Source organism: Micromonospora sp. NPDC049048, from assembly GCF_043197615.1.
Classification (GTDB): domain Bacteria; phylum Actinomycetota; class Actinomycetes; order Mycobacteriales; family Micromonosporaceae; genus Micromonospora.
The window spans coordinates 444067-465102 of record NZ_JBICTM010000002.1 but is presented as its reverse complement, the minus strand read 5'-3'; the positions used below and the strand labels follow the sequence as shown (position 1 = coordinate 465102).

The 21036-nt window shown below is 73.7% G+C and carries 19 protein-coding genes; 13 read left to right on the top strand and 6 right to left on the bottom strand.

Features of this window, described 5'->3' with window-relative positions:
- Window positions 1-88 precede the first annotated feature (88 nt).
- The 6 genes from ACGFIG_RS07515 to ACGFIG_RS07490 all read left to right on the top strand — a co-directional run bounded on the left by ACGFIG_RS07515 (window position 89) and on the right by ACGFIG_RS07490 (window position 7302).
- Window positions 89-1732 (top strand): ABC transporter ATP-binding protein, encoded by a 1644-nt coding sequence (locus ACGFIG_RS07515; protein ID WP_393001363.1) that lies wholly within the window; start codon window positions 89-91, stop codon window positions 1730-1732.
- The gene (locus ACGFIG_RS07510; RefSeq protein ID WP_393000246.1) at window positions 1729-3090 is read left to right on the top strand and encodes an ABC transporter permease; all 1362 of its coding nucleotides are present in this window, start codon (window positions 1729-1731) and stop codon (window positions 3088-3090) included. The genes ACGFIG_RS07515 and ACGFIG_RS07510 overlap by 4 nt, the downstream gene beginning before the upstream one ends.
- A 3-nt stretch (window positions 3091-3093) precedes the next feature.
- On the top strand, window positions 3094-4374 hold the full coding sequence (locus ACGFIG_RS07505) for an ABC transporter permease (RefSeq protein WP_393000244.1): 1281 nt from the start codon (window positions 3094-3096) through the stop codon (window positions 4372-4374).
- A 14-nt stretch (window positions 4375-4388) separates the two neighbouring features.
- The gene (locus ACGFIG_RS07500) at window positions 4389-5093 is read left to right on the top strand and encodes a cytidine deaminase (protein ID WP_393000242.1); all 705 of its coding nucleotides are present in this window, start codon (window positions 4389-4391) and stop codon (window positions 5091-5093) included.
- Between the two features lie 136 nt (window positions 5094-5229).
- A complete protein-coding gene (locus ACGFIG_RS07495; protein ID WP_393000240.1) occupies window positions 5230-6510 on the top strand; it encodes a thymidine phosphorylase in 1281 nt (426 codons plus the stop codon).
- 111 nt (window positions 6511-6621) lie between these two features.
- Window positions 6622-7302 carry a DUF4272 domain-containing protein gene (locus ACGFIG_RS07490; protein ID WP_393000238.1) on the top strand — a complete coding sequence of 227 codons (681 nt, stop codon included), beginning with the start codon at window positions 6622-6624 and terminating at the stop codon, window positions 7300-7302.
- A gap of 70 nt (window positions 7303-7372) precedes the next feature.
- Here ACGFIG_RS07490 and ACGFIG_RS07485 read toward each other — a convergent pair whose 3' ends face one another.
- From ACGFIG_RS07485 to ACGFIG_RS07465, 5 genes are all read right to left on the bottom strand, one after another.
- The gene (locus ACGFIG_RS07485; protein WP_393000236.1) at window positions 7373-8236 is read right to left on the bottom strand and encodes a putative RNA methyltransferase; all 864 of its coding nucleotides are present in this window, start codon (window positions 8234-8236) and stop codon (window positions 7373-7375) included.
- Window position 8237: 1 nt separating this feature from the next.
- The gene (locus ACGFIG_RS07480) at window positions 8238-8882 is read right to left on the bottom strand and encodes a response regulator (RefSeq protein WP_393000234.1); all 645 of its coding nucleotides are present in this window, start codon (window positions 8880-8882) and stop codon (window positions 8238-8240) included.
- Complete coding sequence (locus ACGFIG_RS07475; RefSeq protein WP_393000232.1) at window positions 8870-10087, bottom strand: sensor histidine kinase; 1218 nt, start codon at window positions 10085-10087, stop codon at window positions 8870-8872. Before ACGFIG_RS07475 ends, ACGFIG_RS07480 begins: the two co-directional genes overlap by 13 nt.
- On the bottom strand, window positions 10084-12273 hold the full coding sequence (locus tag ACGFIG_RS07470) for an MMPL family transporter (protein WP_393000230.1): 2190 nt from the start codon (window positions 12271-12273) through the stop codon (window positions 10084-10086). Before ACGFIG_RS07470 ends, ACGFIG_RS07475 begins: the two co-directional genes overlap by 4 nt.
- 116 nt (window positions 12274-12389) lie before the next feature.
- A complete protein-coding gene (locus tag ACGFIG_RS07465; protein WP_393000228.1) occupies window positions 12390-12863 on the bottom strand; it encodes a MarR family winged helix-turn-helix transcriptional regulator in 474 nt (157 codons plus the stop codon).
- A 59-nt stretch (window positions 12864-12922) separates the two neighbouring features.
- On the opposite strand from ACGFIG_RS07465, the gene ACGFIG_RS07460 reads away from it, so the two are divergent.
- The 4 genes from ACGFIG_RS07460 to ACGFIG_RS07445 all read left to right on the top strand — a co-directional run bounded on the left by ACGFIG_RS07460 (window position 12923) and on the right by ACGFIG_RS07445 (window position 15663).
- Window positions 12923-13552 (top strand): YitT family protein, encoded by a 630-nt coding sequence (locus ACGFIG_RS07460; RefSeq protein ID WP_393000226.1) that lies wholly within the window; start codon window positions 12923-12925, stop codon window positions 13550-13552.
- On the top strand, window positions 13540-14109 hold the full coding sequence (locus ACGFIG_RS07455; protein ID WP_393000224.1) for an NADPH-dependent FMN reductase: 570 nt from the start codon (window positions 13540-13542) through the stop codon (window positions 14107-14109). The genes ACGFIG_RS07460 and ACGFIG_RS07455 overlap by 13 nt, the downstream gene beginning before the upstream one ends.
- The gene (locus tag ACGFIG_RS07450; RefSeq protein ID WP_393000222.1) at window positions 14106-14519 is read left to right on the top strand and encodes a PPOX class F420-dependent oxidoreductase; all 414 of its coding nucleotides are present in this window, start codon (window positions 14106-14108) and stop codon (window positions 14517-14519) included. The genes ACGFIG_RS07455 and ACGFIG_RS07450 overlap by 4 nt, the downstream gene beginning before the upstream one ends.
- Before the next feature lie 64 nt (window positions 14520-14583).
- On the top strand, window positions 14584-15663 hold the full coding sequence (locus tag ACGFIG_RS07445; RefSeq protein ID WP_393000220.1) for an adenosine deaminase: 1080 nt from the start codon (window positions 14584-14586) through the stop codon (window positions 15661-15663).
- Between the two features lie 24 nt (window positions 15664-15687).
- Here ACGFIG_RS07445 and ACGFIG_RS07440 read toward each other — a convergent pair whose 3' ends face one another.
- A complete protein-coding gene (locus ACGFIG_RS07440) occupies window positions 15688-15984 on the bottom strand; it encodes a hypothetical protein (RefSeq protein ID WP_393000218.1) in 297 nt (98 codons plus the stop codon).
- A gap of 502 nt (window positions 15985-16486) precedes the next feature.
- Here ACGFIG_RS07440 and ACGFIG_RS07435 point away from each other — a divergent pair.
- From ACGFIG_RS07435 to ACGFIG_RS07425, 3 genes are all read left to right on the top strand, one after another.
- Window positions 16487-20020, top strand: coding sequence for a nitrate- and nitrite sensing domain-containing protein (locus ACGFIG_RS07435; RefSeq protein WP_393000216.1), 3534 nt, complete (start codon window positions 16487-16489; stop codon window positions 20018-20020).
- Window positions 20017-20421, top strand: coding sequence for a roadblock/LC7 domain-containing protein (locus ACGFIG_RS07430; protein ID WP_007455462.1), 405 nt, complete (start codon window positions 20017-20019; stop codon window positions 20419-20421). Before ACGFIG_RS07435 ends, ACGFIG_RS07430 begins: the two co-directional genes overlap by 4 nt.
- Before the next feature lie 96 nt (window positions 20422-20517).
- Entirely contained in the window at window positions 20518-20895 is a 378-nt protein-coding gene (locus ACGFIG_RS07425) for a DUF742 domain-containing protein (protein ID WP_393001361.1), read from the top strand.
- Window positions 20896-21036: the final 141 nt, after the last annotated feature.

The following is a 21036-nucleotide window of genomic DNA, read 5'->3' as shown; positions in this document are numbered from 1 at the left end:
TCGCGGGAAGAACCCGCGCGCCGGGGCGGCCGATATCCGCTCCGCCCGACGACGGCCCCGCGCCGCGAGCGGTCCCCCGGCAGCTACGCTGCACCATCGCTTCGCACTCCAGGAGGTTGCGCTGAGACTCGAACTGCGCGGCATCACCAAACGGTTCGGTGATCTGGTCGCCAACGACCACATCGACCTGACGGTGGAGCCTGGAGAGATCCATGCCCTGCTAGGCGAGAACGGCGCCGGCAAGTCGACCCTGATGAACGTCCTCTATGGGCTCTACCAACCCGACGAGGGCGAGATCCTGGTCGACGGCAAGCCGTTGAAGCTGCGCGGGCCGTCCGACGCGATCGCGGCCGGGATCGGCATGGTGCACCAGCACTTCATGCTGGTGCCCGTCTTCACGGTCACCGAGAACATCATGCTCGGCGCCGAGCGGGTCCGGGGCGGCATCGCCGGCTTCCTGGACCGGTGGCAGGCCCGGCGCGAGGTAGCCGAGGTGTCCGAGCGGTACAACCTGCGGGTCGACCCGGACGCGGTGATCGAGGACCTGCCGGTCGGCATCCAGCAGCGGGTGGAGATCGTCAAGGCGCTCACCCGCGACGTCGACCTGCTCATCCTCGACGAGCCGACCGCCGTGCTCACCCCGCAGGAGACCGAGGAACTGCTCGCCGTGATGCGGTCGCTAAAGGCCGCCGGCAAGTCGATCGTCTTCATCACCCACAAGCTGGGCGAGGTCAAGGCCATCGCCGACCGGATCACCGTGATCCGGCGCGGGAAGACCGTCGGAACCGCCTCCCCCGAGGCGAGCCGCGACGAGCTGGCCGCGCTCATGGTCGGCCGCAGCGTGCGGCTCACCGTCGAGAAGGAGCCCGCCACCCCCGGCAAGCCGGTCCTGGAGATCGCCGGCCTGGTCGTCGACGACGACCGGCAGATCCGCGCGGTCGACGGGGTCGACCTGACCGTACGCGCGGGCGAGGTGCTCGGCGTCGCGGGCGTGCAGGGCAACGGCCAGACGGAGCTGATCGAGGCGATCATGGGCCTGCGCCCGACGCTCGCCGGCACCATCACGCTCGACGGGCAGCAGGTCGACGGCTGGTCGACCAAGAAGGTGCTCCGCGCGGGCGTCGGCTACGTGCCGGAGGACCGCAGCGTCGACGGCCTGGTCAAGGAGTTCTCCGTCGCGGAGAACCTGGTGCTCGACATCTACGACCGGCCGCCCTTCGGCAAGGGCCTGGCGCTCAAGCCGGAGGCCGTCGCGAAGTCGGCCAAGGAGCGGATCGCGCAGTTCGACGTCCGTACCTCCTCGGCCGACGCGCCCGTCGGCACCCTCTCGGGCGGCAACCAGCAGAAGGTGATCGTGGCCCGGGAGCTGTCCCGGCCGCTGAAGCTCCTCATCGCCGCCCAGCCGACCCGCGGCGTCGACGTCGGGTCGATCGAGTTCATCCACAGCCAGGTCATCCGCGAGCGGGACATCGGCACCGCCGTCATGGTGGTCTCCAGCGAACTCGACGAGGTGATCGGCCTGGCCGACCGGATCGCGGTGATGTACCGCGGCCGGATCATCGGCATCGTCGGCCCGGACACCCCCCGCGAGGAGATCGGCCTGCTGATGGCCGGCATCAGCCCCGACGCGGCGTCCGCCGCGGCGAACGGCACGACCCCGGCCGCGCCGACGGCCGACGGCGGTGCGGCGGAACCCGCCGCCGACAGCCCTGGTAGCGAGGACGAGGCATGACGAACCCGAACCCGGAGTCGGGCTCCCCGGGTAACCCGAACCCGCCGTCGGGCTCCCCCGACAAGGAGCCGGCGACCGAGGCGCAGGCCGCGCAGACCGCGCTCGGCAACACCGAGCGCGCCGAGACGGCCACCACCCGGAAGGTCCCCGCCCCGGAGGCGAAGCCCTCGCTGGGCCGGCTGTTCCTGGACAACCTCTGGGCGGCGAACACCTTCACCGTGACCCTGCTGTCGCTGGTGCTGGCGATGGTCGTCGGCGCGGTGCTGATGATCGTGTCGGACCCCGAGGTGCTCGCCACCTACAGCTACATCACGGCCCGGCCGTCCGACGCGCTCAACGCGAGCTGGACGCTGGTCAGCGAGGCGTACGGGAACCTCTTCAAGGGCGCGGTCTTCGACCCGGACGCGGTCGGCTTCCAGGCGGTGATGAGCCCGATCTCGGAGACGCTCACCTACACCGCGCCGCTGGTCTTCACCGGCCTGTCGGTGGCGCTGGCCTTCCGGGGCGGCCTGTTCAACATCGGTGCCCAGGGGCAGGCCACCATGGGCGTGATCCTGGCCGCGCTGGCCGGCTTCCTGCTGCCGCTCCCGCCCGGCCTGCACCTGCTCGTCGCGGTGCTCGCCGGCGCGCTCGGCGGTGCCATCTGGGGCTTCATCCCGGGCATCCTCAAGGCGCGTGCCGGCGCCCACGAGGTGATCAACACGATCATGCTCAACTACATCGCCACGTACTTCCTGACCTGGATCATCGTGCAGAAGGGCATCCAGGACCCGAACCGTACGGACGCGATCAGCAAGCCGGTCGACGGCTCGGCCCAGCTGCCCCGGCTGCTCGGCGACGGGCTGCGGGTGCACGCCGGCATCATCCTGGCGGTGCTGGCGACCTGGGCGGTCTGGTGGCTGCTCAACCGGTCCACGCTCGGCTTCGAGCTGCGCGCCGTCGGCGCCAACCCGGACGCCGCGCGGACCGCCGGCATCAGCGTCACCCGGACGTACGTCCTGATCATGGTCTTCGCCGGGATCCTGGCCGGCCTCGGCGGCTCCAACATGGTGCTCGGCTCCACCGCGAGCGCGCTGACCCCGCTGGTGGTCGCGCAGATCGGCTTCGACGGCATCCTGGTGGCGCTGCTCGGCCGGGTGAAGCCGTGGGGCGTGGCCCTGGCCGCGCTGCTCTTCGGCGCGCTCCAGGCCGGCGGCAACCGGATGCAGTCCTACTCGGGGATCTCGCTGGAGCTGGTCACCGTGCTCCAGGCGCTGATCGTCATCTTCATCGCCGCGCCGGCCCTGGTGAAGGCGATCTTCCAGCTCCGGGCCGCCCGCGCCGCCCGGTTGCAGACGAGCCTGGCGAAGGGCTGGTAACTCATGTCCACCATGGCTGTCGAAGACGTCGCGGTCGCCCCCGTCGACCAGGGCTTCTGGACGCGTACCCGCAAGGTCGGCGCCGTGCTGCTCGCCCTCGGCCTGCTGGCGACGGTGCTGTTCGGGGCGCTCGCCACCGGCGAGCAGGCCCGCTTCACCCTCAGCGAGGACGCGGCCGGCGCCGCGCTCGAGATCCACGGTACGGTCGGCGCGATCCTCTTCGGCCTCGTCGCGGTCGCGGCCGGCGTCGCCATGCTGGCCGGGCTGCCGAAGCGCTGGTTCACCCTCGTGCTCGGTGTCGGCCTGGTCGGCTTCGTGCTGTCGTTCCTCTGCTGGCAGGTCTCCGACGCGCCGACCGGGCAGAACTTCATGCCGCTGGTCAACATCATCCGGGGCACGTTCATCCTGGCCCTGCCGCTGGTCTTCGGGGCGCTGGCCGGCGTGCTCTGCGAGCGCTCCGGCGTGGTCAACGTGGCCATCGAGGGGCAGCTGCTGATGGGCGCCTTCAGCGGCGCGCTCTTCGGCAGCCTCTCCGGCAGCGTCTGGGTCGGCCTGGTCGCGGCGGCCATCGGCGGCGCGTTCATCTCGCTGCTGCTGGCCGTCTTCTCGATCCGCTACCTGGTCGACCAGGTGGTCATGGGTATCGTGCTCAACCTGCTCGCGGTCGGCGTCACCGGCTTCCTCTACGAGCGGCTGATGCAGACCAACGCGCAGAAGTACAACAGCGCTCCCCGGTTCAGCAACTGGGAGATCCCGGGGCTGTCGGACATCCCGCTGCTAGGCCCGGCCCTGTTCCGGGGCAACATCTTCCTCTACCTCGGCCTGCTGCTGGTGCTGGTCATCCACATCGCGCTGTTCCACACCCGGTGGGGCCTGCGCACCCGCTCGGTCGGCGAGCACCCGACCGCCGCCGACACCCTGGGCGTCAAGGTGCTCGGGCTGCGCTACCGCAACGTGCTGCTCGCCGGGGTGGTGGCCGGCATCGGCGGCGCCTCCTACACGCTGGCGCTCTACTCGTTCACCAAGAACATGATCGGCGGCAAGGGCTTCATCGCCCTGGCCGCGCTCATCTTCGGCCGGTGGAGCCCGACGGGGGCGCTGCTCGCGGCGCTCTTCTTCGGCTTCGCCGACCAGCTCGCCACCTACCTGGGCGCCATCAACAGCGTGATCCCGAACCAGTTCCTGGCCATGCTGCCCTACCTGGCGACGATCCTGGCGGTGGCCGGGCTGGTCGGTCGGGTCCGGGCGCCCGCCGCCGACGGCAAGCCGTACATCAAGGGCTGACGGGGGAGTACCACATGGAGATCGACTGGGAGCGGCTGCGGGCCGCCGCCACCGAGGTGATGCGGCACGCGTACGTGCCGTACTCGAAGTTCCCGGTCGGGGCGGCCGCGCTGGTCGACGACGGCCGGGTGGTGGTCGGCTGCAACGTGGAGAACGCCGCGTACGGCGTGGTGCTCTGCGCCGAGTGCGGGGTGGTCTCCTCGCTGCACGCCACCGGCGGCGGCCGGATCGTGGCCCTGTCCTGCGTCGACGCGACCGGCGAGCCGCTGATGCCGTGCGGCCGGTGCCGCCAGTTGCTCTGGGAGCAGGGCGGGCCGGAGTGCCTCATCGAGGCGAAGGGCGGCCCGCTGCGGATGGCGGAGCTGCTGCCGCACGCCTTCGACGTGGCCGACCTGGAGGCCGTGACCGGGGAGGCCCCGGTGCCCGTGGTGCCGGACCGGCTGGCGTCCTGGCGCGGGCGGGGAACGGTCTTCGTGCACCCCGACCTCTCGGCCGGCCAGCAGGTCTGGACGGGCTACTGGGAGCGGTCGGCGGGCGACAACGAGAGCGCCGAGACCGGAGTGCTGGAGGAGGGCCCGAGCTGGGACGACCCGGCGGAGGCGATCGCCTGGGGGCTGGCCCGTACGCCCCGGGTGGTGGTCGTGGACGCCTCGGGCGCGATCTTCTGGGCCGGCGAGGGTGAGCCGCCGATGGAGATCCCTGCCCGCTGGGTTGGTTGAGCTTCGGGGCTCGGGCCGACCGTGCCCGGCTCCGGGCGGTCAGGCTTGATCCCTCCGCCGGGCACGGTCGGCCCGAGCCCTCGGTGGTCGTGGTCCGCGTGCCGGTATCGCCATAACGACGAGAAAGAAACTTGTGATGAGTGGGTTTGCGGCGGTTGATGTCATTCGGACCAAGCGGGACGGGGGTGTGCTCTCCGACGCGCAGATCGACTGGGTGGTGGACGCGTACACCCGGGGGGTGGTGGCCGACGAGCAGATGTCGGCGCTGGCCATGGCGATCCTGCTGCGCGGCATGACCGCGCCCGAGATCGCCCGGTGGACCGCCGCGATGATCGCCAGCGGGGAGCGGCTCGACCTCTCCGCCGTCGACCGGCCGACCGTCGACAAGCACTCCACCGGCGGCGTCGGCGACAAGATCACCCTGCCGCTCACCCCGCTGGTGGCGGCCTGCGGCGCCGCCGTGCCGCAGCTCAGCGGCCGGGGCCTCGGGCACACCGGCGGCACGCTGGACAAGCTGGAGTCGATCCCGGGCTGGCGGGCGGCGCTGAGCAACGACGAGTTCACCGCCCAGCTCCAGGACGTCGGGGCGGTGGTCTGCGCGGCCGGGGCGGGCCTCGCCCCCGCCGACCGCAAGCTGTACGCGCTGCGCGACGTGACCGGGACCGTCGAGGCCATCCCGCTGATCGCCAGCTCCATCATGAGCAAGAAGATCGCGGAGGGCACCGGGGCGCTGGTGCTCGACGTGAAGGTCGGCTCCGGCGCGTTCATGAAGTCCGTCGAACAGGCCCGCGAGCTGGCCCGGACGATGGTCGAGCTGGGCGGGGCGCACGGCGTGCGGACCGTCGCCCTGCTCACCGACATGTCCACCCCGCTCGGCCTGGCCATCGGCAACGCCGTCGAGGTGACCGAGTCCGTCGAGGTGCTGGCCGGTGGCGGCCCCGCCGACGTGGTCGAGCTGACCCTGGCCCTGGCCCGCGAGATGCTCGACGCGGCCGGGCTGCCCGAGGCCGACCCGGAGGCCGCCCTGCGCGACGGCCGGGCGATGGACTCCTGGCGGGCGATGATCCGCGCCCAGGGCGGGGACCCGGACGCCCCGCTGCCGACCGCCGACGAGGTCGAGGTGGTGCGCGCCGAGGCGGACGGTTTCGTCGCCGCGGTCGACGCGTACGCCATGGGGGTGGCCGCCTGGCGGCTCGGCGCCGGACGGGCCCGCAAGGAGGACCCGGTCAGCGTGCCGGCGGGGGTCGTGCTGCACAAGCGCCCGGGCCAGGCGGTGCGGGCGGGCGACCCGCTCTACGAGCTGCGCGCGCAGGACGCCGCCCGGATCCCGGCGGCGCGGGACGACGCCGCGCGGGCGGTACGGATCGCGCCGGTCGCGCCCGCCGCGACGCCGCTGGTGATCGAGCGGATCGGCTGAGCGCGACGGCCGCCGGGGTGGCATGGTGCCGGCCCGCTCGGGCCGCTATCCTCCCTGGCCAAGGGGGGAAAACCGGCGCCGAGTCGTCGCGAGCAGACAGGAACTTTCGCCGTGGCCGTACCTGCCCCCGACCCACGTGAGGTGCGTGAGGCGAGCCTGGACGAACTGTCCCGGCTGGGTCTCCCGTTGCCGCCCGCCCAGTTCCCGCTCGTGTGGGAGCCCGGCGACCAGATCGAGCTCCGCCCCACGGTGGAGATCGAGGCCCGCATCGCCGTGCTGCACCTGATCCTGGCCCGCTGCTTCGGGATGCCACCGCAGGCGGCGATGAGCTGGCTGCTCGCCTCGCACCTGGTGGAGATGGTCACGCCGCCGGAGTTCCAGTTCGTGACCGGCGGCAAGGGCGACCACCGGTCGTTCGTGCTGCACCACGACGCGCTCTTCGCCCTGGCCTGGGTGCTCGGCCTGACCAAGCAGCTCGACCCGACGCTGCCGGTGGACGAGCGGCTGGTGGAGCGGATGCCGCACATCCCCGAGGGGGAGACCTTCGGCCAGTGGCGGGCCCGGATCCTCACCGCCCCGCAGCATCCCGCCGACGCGGCGGCCCTGCTGGACCTGCACTACTGCCTGGACTGGGCGTACCTGGAGACGGAGCGGGCCGGCCGGACGCCGCCCGGGATGGTCGACGCGAACGCGATCGGCCAGCGCCGGTGGGCCCTGGAGTGGGCCGTGATGCTGCGCGGGCCGTACCACGACGAGCCCCCCGGTTGGGAAGAGGTCGACCTCTCCACCTGACCGGCCGCTCGCCTGAGGAGTAAGGAAGGGCACCTTCCTGACGCCGGAGGTATGAGGAAGGACCCCTTCCTCATACCTCTACGGGCCGCCAGACGGTCAGCTGGACCGCGACGGTCACCCGGACCGGCTCGGCGAGGGCGGTGACCCGGGCGGCGAGCCCCGCCGGGTCGGTGTGCCAGGCGCTGGGACCCATCCCGACCAGCGTCGCGACCTCCGGGCCGGTCAGCGCCAGCTCCCGCCGGTGCTCGCTGGCCGAGGCGGGGGCGAAGCGCCCGCCCAGGCTCTCGGCGACCCGGTCCGCCTTGGCCGGGTCCACCCGCAGCAGGCCGAGGGTGCTGACCAGTTCGGTGAGGTGGTCGGCGGCCGGCGTGACCACCAGCAGGGAGCCGGCCGGGTCGAGGACCCGGTGGAACTCGGCGCCGTTGCGCGGCGCGAAGACGTTCAGCAGCACGGTGGCGGCGCCGTCGGCCAGGGGCAGCCGCTGCCAGGTGTCGGCGAGCGCCGCCGCCGCGCGCGGGTGCGCCCGGGCGGCCCGGCGCAGCGCCGGTTTCGACACGTCCAGGGCGAGACCCGTGGCGTCCGGCAGCGCCGCCAGCACCGCCGCGAGGTGCCGGCCCGTCCCCGCCCCGGCATCCACCACCAGGGGGTACGCCCCGGCGGCCCGGTCCACGGCCTCGGTCGCGGCGGCGGCGAGGGCGGCCGAGATCAGGTCGTAGTGCCCGGCGGCGAGAAAGTCGGCGCGGGCGGCCACCATCTCGGCGGTGTCCCCGGCGTGCGGGGCGCGGCCGGCGAGCAGGTTGACGTAGCCCTGGCGGGCCACGTCGAAGCTGTGCCGGCGTGCGCAGCGCAGCGCGCGGGCTCCGCCGGTGTCGACCTCGGCCAGCGGCTCGGCGCAGACCGGGCAGCGGAGCCGGTCGACGATGCGGGGGTCCACGTCAGGCGTCCAGGTAGGTCAGCACCGCGCGTACGCGGCGGTGGTCGTCGTCGCAGTCGCGCAGGTCGAGCTTGGCGAAGATCGAGTTGATGTGCTTGCTCACGGCCTTCTCGGTGACCACCATGCGCTGGGCGATCGCGCCGTTGGAGCGCCCCTCGGCCATCAGCGCCAGCACCTCGTGCTCACGCGGGGTCAGCCGGCGCAGCGGCGCGGCCCGGGCCGGCCGGGCCAGCAGCTGCGAGACGACCTCCGGATCCATCGCCATCCCCCCGTCGGCGACCCGGTGCACCGCGTCGACGAACTGCGTCACGTCGGCCACCCGGTCCTTGAGCAGGTAGCCGACCGACCCGGCGCCGTCGGAGAGCAGCTCCCGGGCGTAGAGCTGCTCGACGTACTGGGAGAGGACCAGCACCGGCAGGCCGGGGATCCGTTGGCGGGCGGCCAGCGCGGCGCGCAGCCCCTCGTCCGTGTGGGTCGGGGGGAGGCGGACGTCCACCACGGCCACGTCGGGGCGGTGCTCCAGCAGGGCGGCGAGCAGTTCGTCGCCGGTCTCCACGGCGGCGACCACCTCGTCGCCGTACGCGGTGAGCAGCCGGATCAGCCCGTCGCGCAGCAGCGCCAGGTCCTCGGCGATCACGACTCGCACGGCAGCTCCACGTCGACCACCGTAGGCCCACCGGTCGGCGAGTCGATCCGGACCCTTCCGTCGAAGGCGGCGAGCCGCCGCCGGATGCCGGCCAGCCCGGTGCCCCGCTCCGGGTCGGCGCCGCCCCTGCCGTCGTCGGAGACGGTCAGCCGCACCGTGCCGGCCGTGCGGCGCAGCCGCACCGCCACCCGGTCGGCCCCGCTGTGCCGGGCGGCGTTGGTGATCAGCTCGGCGGCGGTGAAGTAGAGCGCCGACTCCAGCGGCGGGGCCAGCCGCTCGGACAGGTCGACGTCCAGGTCGACCGGGAGGGCCGCGCCGAGGGCGAGGGCGGCGACGCCGCCGGCGAGCCCCCGGTCGGCCAGCACCGGCGGGTGGATGCCGCGTACCACGTCGCGCAGCTCGGACAGGGCCGTGCCGGCGGCCGAGCGGGCCTCGGTGACCAGCCCGCGGGCCGCCTCCGGGTCGCGGGCCAGCAGCTCCTCGGCGAGGCCGAGGTTCATCGCCATCGCCACCAGCCGCGCCTGCGCGCCGTCGTGCAGGTCCCGCTCGATCCGGCGCAGCTCGGCCGCCTGCGCGTCGACGGTCTGCGCCCGGGTGTCGGTCAGCTCCTCCACCCGCTCGGTGAGGGCCGCGCGGGCGGTCGGCGCGAGCAGCGCCCGGGTCAGCCGGTCGTCCAGGTGGACCAGCCCCCGGGGCAGCCAGTACGACCCGAGGCCCACCAGCAGCGCGGGCACCACGGCCAGCGCGGCGTTGCGCAGCGAGTCGATCGGCAGGCCGAGGTAGTTGTCGACCGCGCCGGGCGCCACCGCGTGGATCAGCGGCATGGCGAGGCCCTGCGCGGCGCCGAGCCAGAGCCCCACGGCCAGCACCAGGGCGGCCGGGGCGAAGCAGAAGTGCGCGAAGAGGAACGCCAGGTCCCGGTAGGTCGCCGGGTCGCCGGCCGCCGTCCGCAGCCGGGCCGTCAGCGTCCCGCTCATCGGCCGGTACGGGGACCGGACCGGCGGGCCGGGCAGCCGGCGGCGCTGCCGGTCCAGCAGCGCCCGGGTGCCGGCGAGGGTGCGGTCGAGCAGGGGCAGGCCGACGCCGAGCAGGCTGAGCCCGGCGGTGAGCAGCGTGGCCAGCGCGTACCCGATGCCCGCGCAGGCCAGCCCCGCCGCGACGGCCAGCTGGTTCAGCTCGCGCCCTGCCCGCCGCACCCCGCTCATCGGGGCATTGTCCCAGCCGGCACGACGGCCTCCGGGGGCGTGGTGCACGTGGCGGCCGGGGAGTCCACGCCCGCCGGGGTGTCCACGGCGCCCGGCACGAAGCCCGCCGGTGCGGGCTCGGGGCGGATCCGGGCCGGCCAGAAGGCCACCCGGCCGGTGAGCGCGGCCGTCGCCGGCACCAGCAGCCAGGAGAGGCCGAACGTGGCGATCAGTACGCCGACGGCGACGGCGAGCCCGATCTGGGCCATCATCGGCGACGCGACCAGCACCCCGAAGCTGCCGGCCAGGATCACCCCGGCGGCGGCGACGGCCGGGCCGGCGCGGCGTACCGCCTCCTCGGCGGCCTGGCGGGGCGGGCGCCCCGCCCGGAGCTCCTCCCGCAGCCGGGCGATCATCAGGATGTTGTAGTCGGTGCCGATCGCCGTGACGAAGAGGAACACGACCAGCGGCAGCTGGAAGTTGAGCCCGGGTTGGCCGCCGAGGATCTGGAACACCAGCACGCTGGTGCCGAGGGTGGCGGTGAAACCGAGCGCGACGGCGGCGAGCAGGCCGAGCGAGGCGAGCAACCCGCGCAGCATCAGCAGCAGGAGCAGCCCGATCAGCCCGGCGGCCACCGGGAGGACCAGCCGCAGGTCCTCGTCGAGCACCGCGCGGACGTCCGCGAAGGTCGCGGTCTCCCCGCCCACGTACGCGCGGGTGCCGGGCGGCGCCGCGGCGTGCGCGGCGGGTCGCAGCCCGGTCTCCACGGCGTCGATGGCCCGCTGCGAGTACGGCGGCTCGGCGAGCAGCAGCCGCACCCGGGCCACGCCGTCGACGATCTCGACCCCGGCCGGGGCCGCCACGATCGGCACCTCGGCGAGCTGTTCGGCGAACCGTTCGGCGGCGACCGCGTCCACCCCGGCGCCGGTGAGATAGACGTCGGTGGGGGAGAGGGTCCCGGCGGGCAGCCCCGAGCGGAGCCAGTCGAGGGCCCGGGCCGACTCGGAGCCGGGCGGCAGCGCGTCGAGTTCGTAGCTCGGCCGGTGGTGCAGCGCGCCGAGGCCGAGGAGCACGAGGGCGGCCAGGGTGGCCAGCACGACCCGGGTGGGCCGGCGGGCGACCAGCCGGCCGGCGCGGGCCGCCGCGCCGGCCGGGGCGGCGTCGCCGTCGTCCGGTGCCGCCAGCTTCGCCGGCCAGTACGCCCGGCGGCCGAGCAGCGAGTAGACGGCGGGGAACAGCGTCAGCGCGGCGGCCACCATGAGCAGGACGGCGACGGCGAGGGCCGGCCCGAGCACCCGGAACGAGGCGAGCCGGGAGAGCACCAGCGCGCCGAACGCCACCGCCACGACCAGCGCGGACACGGTGACCGCGCCGCCGATCCGGCCGACCGCGTGCACCATCGCGGCGCGCCGGTCCTCGCCGGTCCGGAGCCGTTCCCGGTAGCGGAAGAGCAGGAACACCGCGTAGTCGGTGCCGATGCCGAGCAGCACGACCGGGAGCAGGCCCGTGGTGGAGGCGTCCAGGGCGTACCCGAAGACCTTCGCGCCCAGGGCGAGCAGGCCGGTGGCGGCCTGCGCGACCAGCAGCACCAGGAACAGGTTGAGCAGCGCGATCGTCGGGCTGCGGAAGACGACGAGCAGCAGGACCAGGATCACCAGCACCATGGCCCCGTTGACGATCATGTCGAGCAGGAAGCCGTCGGCGGCGCCGGCCGCCTCCCCGGTCCAGCCGGCGACCAGGCCGCTGCCCGCCAGCGCGTCGTCGGTGGCGTCCCGCAGCCGCCCGACCGCCTGGATGGTGGTCTCCGCGTGCGGCTCGCCGGTCAGGCGCGCCTCGGCCAGGCGCAGCCGTCCGTCCGGGGCGACCGCGCCGGGGGTCACCCCGGTCACGCCGGCGACCCGCAGCTCCTGCGGCAGCCGGTCGATCCGGGCGCTGTCGTCGGGGGTCAGCGGCGCCCCGTCGGCCCGCCGGACGACCAGCACCGCGCTGGTGCCGGCAGGCGCGGGGAAGATCCGTGCGGCGATGCCGGCGGCCCGCGCGGACTCGTAGCGGGCCGGTAGGAAGTCGGCCTGGCTGTCGGCGGGGCGTGGTCCCGCCGGCCCGTAGACGGCGAAGGTGGCGGCGGTCAGCGCGGCGATGGCGAGCAGCCAGCCGGCGATCACCCGCCCGGGCCGGCGGACCACCGCAGTGGCCAATGTCGTGAACACGTGCAACTCTCCCCGCGTCGGCTTTTTCCGTGTGCCGCTGACGCTAGGCAGCCGGACGGGTCACTTCGATGGTGCGCGCACGCCGGTCGGCTGGTGGTGCCCGCACCACCATCGGGTCAGCCCCGCGCGCCGTCCGGGCCGGTGAGGTGGTCGACCACGCGGTGGGTCAGCGCGTCGAGCGCGGCGACCTCGTCGGGGGTCAGCAGGTCGATCAGGTGCCGACGGACGGCCGCCACGTGGCCCGGGGCGGCGGCCTCGACCGCGCGCCGGCCCTCGGCGGTGAGTACGACGACAGCGCCCCGGCCGTCGGTCGCGCACTCCTCTCGGGTGACCAGGCCGCGCTGCTGCATCCGGGTCAGGTGGTGGGAGAGCCGGCTGCGCGACCAGAGCATCCGGTCGGCCAGCTCGCTGAGCCGCAGCCGCTGGTCGGGTGTCTCCGAGAGGTCGGACAGGACGTCGTAGTCCGGCTCGGAGAGGCCGGCGTCGCGCATCAGCTCGCGGGCCAACTCCAGGTCGAGCAGGCGGCGCATCCGCCGGTAGCCCCGCCAGGCGCGCTGCTCCCGCTCGTCGAGCCAGCGTGGTTGCTCCATGCCGGCCATCCTAGCGATCTGGTTGACATGTCATCAACTCGCCTCCTAATGTGAGTGACATGTCAACCAGATTGCCGGGCCGGCTGGCCCGTCTGCTGGGCGGCCTCGTGCTGTTCGGCGTCAGCGTGGCCCTGATGGTCCGCGCCGACCTGGGCCTCGCGTCCTGGGACGTGCTGCACCAGGGGCTCGCCGAGCGGACCGGGCTGCCCCTCGGCCAGGTCGTGAACCTGGTCGCCGTGGCCGTGCTGCTGCTCTGGATCCCGCTGCGGCAGCGACCCGGGTTCGGCACCCTCGCGAACGCGGTCGTGGTCGGGATCGCCGCCGACGCCGCGCTCGCCGTCCTGCCGCCCGTGGCCCCGGCCGCCGGCCGGATCGGCCTGCTGGTCGCCGGCATCCTGCTCAACGGGCTCGCCACGGCCCTCTACCTCGGGGCGCGCCTCGGACCCGGGCCGCGCGACGGCCTGATGACCGGGCTGGCCGCCCGCGGCCTGCCGGTCGGGCGGGTGCGTACGGCCATCGAGCTCGGCGTACTCGCGCTGGGCTGGGCGCTCGGCGGCACCGTCGGCCCCGGCACCCTCGTCTTCGCCGTCAGCATCGGGCCGCTGGCGCAGCACCTCATCCCGAAGTTCACCGTGCCGGCCCCGGGTCGGCCCGCCACCACAGGAGCGACCTCGCCATGCCCTGCCTGACCGTCATCGTCGCCAGCACCCGGCCCGGCCGGGTGGGCCGCCGGATCGGCGACTGGTTCACCGCCGTCGCCACCGCGTCCGACGCCTTCGACGACGTACGCCTCGTCGACCTCGCCGAGGTGGCCCTGCCCTTCCACGACGAGCCGCACCACCCCGCCGAGGGGCGCTACCTGCACCCGCACACCCGCAGGTGGAGCGCCACGGTCGCCGCCGGGGACGCCTTCGTCTTCGTCATGCCGGAGTACAACTACGGCTTCAGCGCGCCGCTGAAGAACGCGATCGACCATCTCTACGCGGAGTGGCAGTACAAGCCGGTCGGCTTCGTCAGCTACGGCATGACCTCCGGCGGCCTGCGCGCCGTCCAGATGATCAAGCAGGTGGTGACCACGCTCAGGATGATGCCGGCCAACGAGGCGGTGACCGTGTTCCTGCGGCAGGCGCTCGACGACGCCGGCGAGCTGGTGCCGGACCCGGCGCGCGACGCCGCCGCCGAGGTGATGCTCGACGAGTTGGCCCGGCTGGCCGCCGCCCTCGCCCCGCTGCGGGTGCCGGCGTGAACGCCCGGCTGTGGGAGCTGTTCGGCGAGCGGGGCCGGGGCGTGCTGGTGACCCTCCGGCGCGACGGGCGGCCCCAGCTGTCCAACCTCGACTTCCTCGCCGAGCCCGGCCTGATCCGCTGCTCCACCACCGCCGACCGGGCCAAGGTACGCAACCTGCGCCGCGATCCCCGGGCCAGCCTGCACGTCAGCACCGCCGACGGCGGGGCGTACGCGGTCGCGGAGGGGACGGTCACGCTGACCCCGCCGGCGGCGGCGACCGACGACGCGTGCGTCGAGGAGCTGGTCGAGGTCTACCGGCGGATCCGCGGCGAGCACCCCGACTGGGCCGACTACCGGGCGGCGATGGTCGCGGACCGCCGGCTGGTGCTCCGGCTCGCCGTCGACCGGGTGTACGGCTGGCGTCCCTGACCGGCCCGCCGCTCCCGGACCGGTCGCGTGGGTCGGGCCCGGCGGCGCCGACTAGGGTCTGTGCATGGTCGCGACTATCCGTTACGAGGACATCGTCAAGGTCCCGAAAGCGCTGCTGCACGATCACCTCGACGGCGGCCTGCGGCCGGCGACGATCGTCGAGCTGGCCGCCGAGGTGGGCCACCAGCTGCCCACCACCGACCCCGAGGCGCTCGGCCGGTGGTTCGTCGAGGCGGCCGACTCCGGCTCCCTGGAGCGCTACCTGGAGACGTTCGCGCACACCGTCGCCGTCATGCAGACCGCGTCGTCACTGCGGCGGGTGGCCCGGGAGTGCGCCCAGGACCTGGCCGCCGACGGGGTGGTCTACGCCGAGGTGCGGTTCGCCCCCGAGCAGCACCTGGAGCGGGACCTGACCCTGGACGACGTGGTCGAGGCGGTGCTGGCCGGCTTCGCCGAGGGCAGCGCGCTCGCCGCCGAGGCGGGCCGGCGGATCCGGGTCGGCACCCTGCTCACCGCGATGCGGCACGCCGCCCGGTCGCAGGAGATCGCCGAGCTGGCCGTACGGCACCGGGACGCCGGGGTGGTCGGCTTCGACATCGCCGGCGCCGAGGCGGGCTTCCCGCCCACCCGGCACCTGGACGCCTTCGAGTACCTCCAGCGGGAGAACTTCCACTTCACCATCCACGCGGGCGAGGCGTTCGGCCTGCCGTCGATCTGGCAGGCGATCCAGTGGTGCGGGGCGGACCGGCTCGGCCACGGGGTGCGGATCGTGGACGACATCACACCCGGGCCGGAGCCGGTGCTCGGCCGGCTGGCCGCGTACGTGCGGGACAAGCGGATCCCGCTGGAGCTCTGCCCGTCCTCGAACGTGCAGACCGGCGCCGCGCCCTCGATCGCCGAGCACCCGATCGGGCTGCTGCGGGACCTGCGGTTCCGGGTGACGGTGAACACCGACAACCGGCTGATGAGCGGCACGTCGATGTCGCGGGAGATGGCCCTGCTGGTGGACGCCTTCGGCTACGGCTGGAAGGAACTCCAGTGGTTCACCATCAACGCCATGAAGAGCGCCTTCATCCCGTTCGACGAGCGGCTGAAGATCATCGACGAAGTGATCAAGCCCGCGTACGGCAAGCTGCTGGGCTGACCTCGACGCCGCCGCGCGGCGGGTTCAGGAGCGGTGCGGGTGGCCGGCGAGCATGCCGGCCACCGCACGCAGCACCTCACCCGCCCGGGCGGCCTCGGCGCCCAGCCCGGTCTGCCGCCGCAGCACCGCCGGCTCGGAGCGCAGCAGCGCCAGGCCGCGGCGCACGAGCACCCGGGGCGCCTTGCGCTGTTCGGCGAGGTCGCGGGCCAGCCGGCGGACGAAGGTCGCGCCCCGGGGCCGCCGCAGCGCGTACGCCCCGGCGAGGACCCCGCGCCGACGGCACTCCTCGACGATCTCGGCCGCGAAGATCCCCTCAGCCACGAAAAGTGGCGAATCGGCGACCTCGAATGGCCGGGTGGCCACCCGGCGGTCCGCACCGATCGCATAGACCGGCACATCGGCCCTGCCTTCCCTGGCCAGTCGGACAATCGTCTCCACGGCTGCCGCGGCGTCCCAGGAGTGGGGAGACTCCCAATCCACCAGGCCGTTTTGTCGTGGCAACGTAGGGTCGTCACCGTCCTTGTAGAAGTCGTCCAGGCAGAGCACCGGGAGACCGGTTCGCTGCGCTATATACGACTTTCCGGACCCAGAAGGGCCCGCGAGCAGGACAACGCGATGGGGGTGCTTCATTACGTTCAGTAACTCCGGCCAGACGGATTGCTATCAAATGGCATCAACATCTCATCACACCTCCGGCTGCGGCCAGCCTGGGCTTTCTCTTTCAGGGGTGGCGTGATGGAATCTCGGATGGTCCGACCTACGAGGTCGGCCGCTGGGCGTTGTCCAGGGGCAACGCAGTTCCAGAAATCGCGAGGGCGGTGACGTGAGCAAACGGCCGAAGGCGGCGGGCTCCTTCCTGTCGCGTCTGCGCCGGCCGACCGGTCGGCTCCGCGACATGCCGATCTGGTCCAAGCTCGGTCTCATCATGATCGTGCCGACCATCGCCACGGTGGTCGTCGGGACCAGCGGTCTCATCGACCACCTGGAGACCCTCAACAACGCCAACCGGGCCGGCGACCTGACCAACCTCGTCGGCTACTCGGGTGAGCTGGTCGACACCCTGCAGAACGAGCGGACCAACGCGCTGCGTCTGCTGGGCGTGCCCCGCGGCCAGGACAACGCCCGCTACAAGCAGGCGTACGAGCAGGCCAACGCCAGCGTCGACAAGGCGAAAGGGCCGTACTCGCAGCAGCGGGCCGAGGTCGAGGACCTCCCGGGGAACCTCGACACCCTGCTCCGCGAGATCGACCAGACGCTGACCGACCTTCCCGGCACCCGCAGCCAGGTCTTCAACGGCAAGCTCGGGCTCGTCCCGGCCATGCAGGCGTACGACGGCCTGATCGACGACCTGATCAGCATCCGCGACTCCGCCACCCAGCTCGCCGGAGACAACGAGCTCAGCGACAGGATGCGCGCCGCCACCGCCACCGCCCGTAACAAGGAGTTCCTCTCCCGCCGGCGTGACGTGGTGCACCGGGCGTTCATCCAGCAGCGGCTCACCCCGAACCTGCGCAACGAGTACATCGCCACCAGCACCGGCTCCAGCCAGTGGCTGCAGAGCTTCCAGGTGGTGGCCAGCCAGCCGGACCAGGAGTACTACGCCCAGGTGGTCGCCGGCCCCGACCTGCGGGAGGCGAACACCTACAACAGCTGGCTCAACGGCATCACCACCGCGGACACCCTCGCCGGCGCCCCGTTCGACGCCGACCAGTGGGACGCGGCCATGGTGGCCAACGCCAAGCTGATCCGTACGGTCGAGGCCAAGATCGACCGCGACGTCGTCGGCCTCGCCGAGGAACTGCGCTCGGACGTGCAGCGCCAGGTGTTCCTGGAGACCGGCCTGCTGCTCAGCATGCTGCTGCTGGCGATCCTCTTCGCCTACCTGGTCGCCCGCTCGATGGCGCGGTCCCTGCGCGACCTGCGCCAGGGCGCCCTCTCCATCGCCCAGTACGGGCTGCCCCAGGCCGTGGCGCGGCTGCGCGACCCCAAGGTGACCGGTCAGCTCTCCCCGGTGCAGCTCGCCAACCAGATCGCCGAGCCGCTGCCGGTGCGCAGCAAGGACGAGTTCGGCCAGGTGACCGAGGCGTTCAACGCGGTTCACCTGGAGGCCGTCCGTACCGCCGCCGAGCAGGCCGCGCTGCGCGCGTCCGTCGCGACGATGTTCGTCAACCTGGCCCGTCGGTCGCAGATCCTGGTCGACCGCCTGATCGGTCACCTCGACCGGTTGGAGCGCGGCGAGGAGGACCCGGACCGGCTGGCCGAGCTGTTCCAGCTCGACCACCTGGCGACCCGGATGCGCCGCAACGACGAGAACCTCCTGGTGCTGGCCGGCGCCGACTCCACCCGCGTGCAGCGGGAGCCGGCCGCGCTGATCGACGTGCTCCGGGCGGCCCAGTCCGAGGTCGAGCACTACACCCGGATCGAGTTCGGGGTGATCGACCGGGACATCGAGGTCGCCGCGCACGCCGTCAACGACCTGGTCCACCTGGTGGCCGAGCTGTTCGACAACGCCACCGCCTTCTCGCCGCCGGACTCGCACGTCATGGTGGAGGCCCGGCGCGTCGGCGACCGCGCGTCGCTCTACGTGGAGGACCGGGGCATCGGGATCAGCCCCGACCAGCTCCACGACCTCAACGAGCGGCTCGCGACGCCGCCGCAGGTGGACGTGGCCGTCTCGCGGATGATGGGCCTGGTCGTGGTCGCCCGGCTGGCGTCCCGCCACGGCGTCAAGGTCGAGCTGCGTCCGGGCACCGACCGGGGGACCGTCGCCGAGGTGGTCATGCCGACCTCGGTGCTCGTGCCCCGGGCGCTCTCCGGCCGCCCGCAGTCGTCGCCCGCGTTGCCCCCGCCCGGCCCGCAGTCGTCCGGCCCGGCCCCGGCCTTCGGCGCGCTGCCGGCGCTCGGCAACGGCCCGGCCAACCCGGTGCCGGCGCAGCGCTCCAGCGAGTCCGGCAACCAGGTCACGCTGGGCGGCCGGCCGTTCGACCCGGCGTCGCGCAACGGCGCCGGCACGCCGGCCTCGGCCGCTGCGGCCCGGTCCATGCCGGCCTGGTCCGACCTGACCGGCGCCAGCGGGTTCAGCGGCGGCGAGGCATTCCAGCCGCGCACGTCGAACAGCCAGTCGGTCGACCCGCTGCCGCAGCGGCGGTCGGCCGACGACGAGGACGCCACGGGTCAGCAGCAGGCCGTTCCGCGCCAGCTGCCCAGCAGCCCCGAGCGGCCGTACTCGGCCCCGCCGGCGCCCTACGCGGGCCCGCCCGTGTCGACCCCGCCGGTGCCCTACTCCGCGCCGCCGGTGTCCGGCTCGCCGGTGTCGGGCATGCCGGTCTCGGCGTCGCCCGTCTCCGGCCACCCGTACTCGGGTCCGCCGTACTCCGGCTCGCCGGTGTCGGCCGCGCCGTACTCGGGTCCGCCGGTCTCGGCGCCGCCGACCGGCCCGCTGCCCCAGCGGCAGGCTCCCGGGGTGCCGGGTCCGAGCACGCCGGCGCCGCCGGCCTGGCCGCCGGTCCCCGGTGCGGACCGGGACGCGGCGACCCCGCCGGTGCCCGAGCGGCTGGCCGCCGCGCTGGACATGACGACCGAACTGCCGCGGGTGCCGCGCCCCACCGCACCGACCCCGGCAGCCCAGGCCCCCGCCCCGGCCGCCCCGCAGACGCGGCCCACCACGCCGCCGGCCCAGACCCGGCAGCGGTACGCGGACGAGACGATGGAGCTGCCGATCTTCCGGGAGCTCGAGTCGGCCTGGTTCCGTACCCGCCGCCCGGGGCCGGAGGAGGCGGCGGCCGCCGCCGCGAATACGCCGACCGACGGCGGACCGACCCAGCAGTTCGCCCGGGTCGACGCCAGTGGTCGGGCCGTGCAGCCGACACCACCCGGGACGACAGGTAACGCACCGATGGCAGACACTCCGGCGGCCGGAGGAGCGCCGCGCGAGAACGGACCGACGGCCGGCGGGGGTACCCGACCCGGCCTCGCCGACAGCTTCGGTCACCGACGGTCGGCGCAGCAGCAGGCGGGTGGCGGCTGGCAGACGGCGGCCGACGACGGCTGGCGCGCCGCCTCCGCGGCGACCGAGGTGCCCGTCGCGGCGACCACCTCGACGGGCCTGCCCAAGCGCACTCCGATGGCGCAACTCGTGCCCGGCGCGGTGGAGAAGCCCACCACCTCCGTGCAGCGGCGTACGCCGGAGGGTGTGCGCGGCCTCCTCTCGGCCTACCATCGGGGCGTGCAGCGGGGGCGTACGAACCCGTCGGACAGCAACCCGACCAACCCGGAGGGGACTCCGGGAGGGCAGCAATCCTCGCAGTCTGGCTCAGGCCCGGTGGCCGGGAGCGGGCAGAAGGAGCAAGAACGATGACAACTACGCAGGATCTCGGTTGGCTGCTGGCCAACTTCGCCGACCGGGTACCCGGTGTCGCGCACGCGGTCGCCGTCTCCGCGGACGGACTGCTCCTCGCGTCGTCACGGGACCTCCCGCGTGACCGGGCCGACCAGTTGGCCGCGATCGCGTCCGGGCTGGTCAGCCTCACCCAGGGTGCGGCCCGCTGCTTCGAGGGAGGCGCGGTGCTGCAGACAGTGGTGGAGATGGACAATGGCTTCCTGTTCCTGATGTCCATCTCGGACGGGTCGTCGTTCGCGGTGCTCGCCGCCCGCAGCAGCGACGTGGGACAGGTCGGCTACGAGATGGCCCTGCTGGTCGACCGGGTGGGCGACGCGTTGACCCCGCAGCCACGCGCGGCTGCGGGAATGCTGGGCTGACGACCCGTTGACCCGTGAGGTCGGCGGGGTGACATTGACAACGACGACGGGCTCCATCCGGAGCCGGTGCCGGGTACGAGGGAGGTGAGCGGCGACATGCTCGATCGTGACGAACCGACCGGAGCGTTGGTCCGTCCATACGCCGTGACCCGTGGTCGTACCCGCCCTCGTCTCGACATCGCTCTGGAGGCGCTCGTCGAGACGACGGTGCGCGGCCGCGCCGCTGCCAACGGCAACGGCGGTCAGGGTCGCGAGCACCAGTACATCGCCGCGCTGTGTGACGGACGTGTGCAGTCGCTCGCCGAGATCGCGGCGCGGATGCAGCTCCCGCTCGGTGTGGCCCGGGTGCTCATCGCCGACATGGCGACGGACGGCCTGGTCGCGGTCCACGAGCCGACCATCCTGGACGACTCGGACGACGCGGTGGGCACTGAACTGCTGGAGAGGGTGCTGAGTGGACTTCGCAGGCTCTGACATGTCGCACCGCCCGCCGACCCCGAGTGGGCGCGTGACGTCGGCGAAGATCGTTATCGCCGGGGGATTCGGCGTCGGCAAGACGACGCTGGTCGGCTCGGTCTCGGAGATCACGCCGCTGACCACCGAGGCCATCATGAC

What these genes read in the sequence shown, in the direction of transcription:
- ACGFIG_RS07505 (WP_393000244.1), top strand. Translation starts at nt 3,094, where the DNA reads ATGTCCACCATGGCTGTCGAAGACGTCGCGGTCGCCCCCGTCGACCAG.
- ACGFIG_RS07500 (WP_393000242.1), top strand. Translation starts at nt 4,389, where the DNA reads ATGGAGATCGACTGGGAGCGGCTGCGGGCCGCCGCCACCGAGGTGATG.
- ACGFIG_RS07475 (WP_393000232.1), bottom strand. Translation starts at nt 10,087, where the DNA reads ATGAGCGGGGTGCGGCGGGCAGGGCGCGAGCTGAACCAGCTGGCCGTC.
- ACGFIG_RS07465 (WP_393000228.1), bottom strand. Translation starts at nt 12,863, where the DNA reads ATGGAGCAACCACGCTGGCTCGACGAGCGGGAGCAGCGCGCCTGGCGG.
- ACGFIG_RS07430 (WP_007455462.1), top strand. Translation starts at nt 20,017, where the DNA reads ATGACAACTACGCAGGATCTCGGTTGGCTGCTGGCCAACTTCGCCGAC.
- ACGFIG_RS07510 (WP_393000246.1), top strand. Translation starts at nt 1,729, where the DNA reads ATGACGAACCCGAACCCGGAGTCGGGCTCCCCGGGTAACCCGAACCCG.
- ACGFIG_RS07495 (WP_393000240.1), top strand. Translation starts at nt 5,230, where the DNA reads ATGAGTGGGTTTGCGGCGGTTGATGTCATTCGGACCAAGCGGGACGGG.
- ACGFIG_RS07425 (WP_393001361.1), top strand. Translation starts at nt 20,518, where the DNA reads ATGCTCGATCGTGACGAACCGACCGGAGCGTTGGTCCGTCCATACGCC.
- ACGFIG_RS07460 (WP_393000226.1), top strand. Translation starts at nt 12,923, where the DNA reads ATGTCAACCAGATTGCCGGGCCGGCTGGCCCGTCTGCTGGGCGGCCTC.
- ACGFIG_RS07445 (WP_393000220.1), top strand. Translation starts at nt 14,584, where the DNA reads ATGGTCGCGACTATCCGTTACGAGGACATCGTCAAGGTCCCGAAAGCG.
- ACGFIG_RS07455 (WP_393000224.1), top strand. Translation starts at nt 13,540, where the DNA reads ATGCCCTGCCTGACCGTCATCGTCGCCAGCACCCGGCCCGGCCGGGTG.